The organism is Deltaproteobacteria bacterium (genome assembly GCA_018668695.1).
GTDB lineage: Bacteria > Myxococcota > XYA12-FULL-58-9 > XYA12-FULL-58-9 > JABJBS01 > JABJBS01.
In genome coordinates, this window is sequence record JABJBS010000169.1 from 1 (window position 1) to 2936 (window position 2936).

A 2936-nucleotide genomic window follows, 5' to 3' on the forward strand; every position below is an offset into this window, starting at 1 on the left:
CTCGCCAAAAGATGGCCGAATCAAACACAAGATGGCCCAAAGACAAGCCGCGAGCGCACAGAAAGCGATACCTATTGGAACCAGGAAACCACCCACAGCAGCCGGCTCGGCAACAAGAGACATTCCCGCTAAACATGTCGCTACGCCCATAGCTGCCGAACGCCAATGAGTATGAATCTCTACCGCGCCCAGGCTCGCTAAAAGAATCAAAGCCGATAGCCCAACCACAGGAATACAAAGCGCCTGTATTCTGAGCGCCGTGACAAACTCTAATGGCTCAGCAAAAGCCAATTCCAAGACACCACTTTCAAGCGAAATCCAAAGAGCGGACACAAGTGAGAGTAGCGCCAACCAGAACGGCGCTGACTCTGTTGGACGCATGAAGAAGATAGCAAAATGATACAACCCAATCACAAGTAACAACCCGATCAGCGCGGCGTTCCAAATAACGTATTTTAAGCGAAGAACTTGAAGTTGTTCGAAGGTGCCAAAGACCGGTAGACGCTCAATCCCAAGACGATGGGAATGCCGATTCGCGAGTTCTACACCAACATCAACAAATCCGTGGAAAGAGAATACTAGATAGCCGTCTTCTCGAGAGGGTTTAATGTTCAGCTGTTCGTCTGCGACATTACCAAGCGACAAAGACTTGCTTGAAATCGCAGTCCCATCTTCGTCCCGGCCATGAATCACCCACCGCGAAGACGAATAAGATCTGGGTAAGAGCAGTGCCCATTGGTGCCCCATGCCTGGATCCGAAACACGCAAACGCATCGAGAGCGTAGCCGTGTCCTTGGGTCCCAGGGTGAGTTCTTTGCCGTAGGGCAATCCGACCAAATCTTCAGGATTTTTTAGTATCAGATCAGGTTTAGGGTAATCAGGATCTTGGGGACCTACAAATCGATTTGCATGCACAAACCAGTCGCCTTCAAGTGCGAGTGGCATCTTGTTCACTCCGATACCGCGAAGGTCCACTGCGCCCCCAACAGAGTACCGAGACGCATCTTCAACGCCACAACTCGCCAACAAGCAAAGTAGAAAAATCCATTGTAGGGCCTTAGAGCCAAACATAAGCGTTCCTTGAACTCTCGACCATAACCTAACCGTCGGCTGGTAAAGGTGAACCACGTTTAAAAGTGTATCAATTTCAGCGAGTTCTAAGCCAGCGAACAAAACCGACAATCAGCTCGTTTTATCGGTGTCCAACGCTTCGAAGGCGGCCAGCTGAGCGCGCCCCTTTTCAAGTTCTATGGAGCCTGGACTGCCACGACTTAATCCATTCACGCGTTTGGTAAGTAAACCTCGCATAACATCGCACCATGCTCTGTAGAGGGGATCGGCTGGGTGGTTCTTCAAGATTGGCCCCACCCAAGCATCATCCTGCGTGATGGAATGGTCCTCGCCGGCAGCCTCCAGTACTATCACAACATACATCCGCCCCCCACAGGCAACGAGTCGCTCATGCACGACCTCCCAGCCCGCCAGGGTCATCTTCTGCCGAAGCTCTACTTGGTCGGAATTGGGCTGAACAATAATCCGTGAGACGCCTAATTTCTCTAGGTCCACTGCGAGCAGGATTTCTACCATGCGCTCACCACTCATACCCGCAATCGTAACGGTATCGGCTTCATTCGGCTTTAGAGCCTCAAGCCCATCAGCTAGGCGAAGCTCTACTTTTTCCTCTTTTCGAAACCGGCGAACATTAGAAGCCGCGACGCTCAAAGGGTCAGGTCGTAAATCACCTGCGATTGCAAAAGACGCTCGACCACTGCCAATCAAAGCAATTGGAAGGAGTCCATGGTCGGTTCCAACGTCAATAACGCGCGCACCAATACCTACACAACCCGCCACTGCTTCTAGGCGAGCCGACAATCCGAAACCCCGAAACTCACCACGGGGCTTGGTCGCATGCGCGTTTTCACGCCAATAATCTGGTAACTTCCAACTCATAATGCCCGATATAAAAGTGGACGCGAACGCACAAGTGGCCAGGCCATCAGAATATGGTGAAAATTAAGCTGGCCAAGTACTAAGGCCGCAACGGTTGCTTTCAGGATCTTGGAAATATAGCGTATGTTCGGTTTCTTCAATTACCGGACATCCGGCCGACTCTAGCCTTTGCCGCCAAGCCTCTCGCTCCGCCGGTTCGATGCTAAAAGCCACGAGATGGTAGCCGATAGGATCCGATCCAAAACTACGGTTGGTGACGCCGCCTTCTTCACTGCGCTCAATCATCAGGCGTCCGGTCCCAAACCGCAGCCAAACCGAACGTAGCCCGAAATCATCTTTAAATTCCCGCTCGAAAACCAGCCCTAAGACTTCTTGATAAAATGCACTCAACACCTCAACATCCCAGGCCTTGATCGCCACATGATGCACCGCATTAACATTCATAAAGTTTCTCCAAGGGTATCATACGCTCATTCATGCTAGGCTTCACCATGGGATTGCAACCTGTTGTGAGTGTTTACGGCGTCACGCCACTAAGCCCGAATAAGGTCGGTGTTCACTGCCTGCTTTATTGCGGTTGTGAAGCCCGTGGCAAGGTTCATCCCGATAAACTTATGGAGATCATTCCCGGTCGCTACATGCTCGCCGGGGTATATCCATGCCCGAAAGGCTGCAAAACCTACCCAAAGGCGAAACAATAAGCACCCCAAGTCTGGCTTGCGCCGGTTAGGATTTACTGATCTCATCTATAACCCATAGTCGAACCTAGGTTCTCTAAGTCGTTAGGAGAAAAAGATGCGTATAACCAGACTACTCGCCCCAGTTCTATTCACCGTCGCACTCGCCGTGACTGGTTGCGGCAGCGATGAAGACGACTCAAATAATAGCGACGCCATTGACCCGGCAGAGATCAGCGATTCGAGTGACCCTACCGACGCTGCTTCGTCCAGTGACCCGAGTAACCCAGCTGACTCCAGTGATTCATC

The 2936-nt window shown here is 51.5% G+C and carries 5 protein-coding genes; 2 read left to right on the top strand and 3 right to left on the bottom strand.

Going from position 1 to position 2936, the window contains the following annotated elements:
* The 3 genes from HOK28_08995 to HOK28_09005 form a co-directional block, all read right to left on the bottom strand.
* Window positions 1-1071: hypothetical protein (locus tag HOK28_08995; protein ID MBT6433214.1), on the bottom strand; the 1071-nt coding region annotated here is incomplete at its 3' end.
* 111 nt (window positions 1072-1182) lie between these two features.
* Window positions 1183-1950 (bottom strand): SAM-dependent methyltransferase, encoded by a 768-nt coding sequence (locus tag HOK28_09000; GenBank protein MBT6433215.1) that lies wholly within the window; start codon window positions 1948-1950, stop codon window positions 1183-1185.
* A 63-nt stretch (window positions 1951-2013) separates the two neighbouring features.
* Complete coding sequence (locus tag HOK28_09005) at window positions 2014-2394, bottom strand: VOC family protein (GenBank protein MBT6433216.1); 381 nt, start codon at window positions 2392-2394, stop codon at window positions 2014-2016.
* Window positions 2395-2441: 47 nt separating this feature from the next.
* On the opposite strand from HOK28_09005, the gene HOK28_09010 reads away from it, so the two are divergent.
* Both HOK28_09010 and HOK28_09015 read left to right on the top strand, forming a co-directional pair.
* Window positions 2442-2651 carry a hypothetical protein gene (locus tag HOK28_09010; protein ID MBT6433217.1) on the top strand — a complete coding sequence of 70 codons (210 nt, stop codon included), beginning with the start codon at window positions 2442-2444 and terminating at the stop codon, window positions 2649-2651.
* A gap of 94 nt (window positions 2652-2745) precedes the next feature.
* A partial coding sequence (locus HOK28_09015) for a hypothetical protein (GenBank protein ID MBT6433218.1) occupies window positions 2746-2936 on the top strand: 191 nt, incomplete at its 3' end.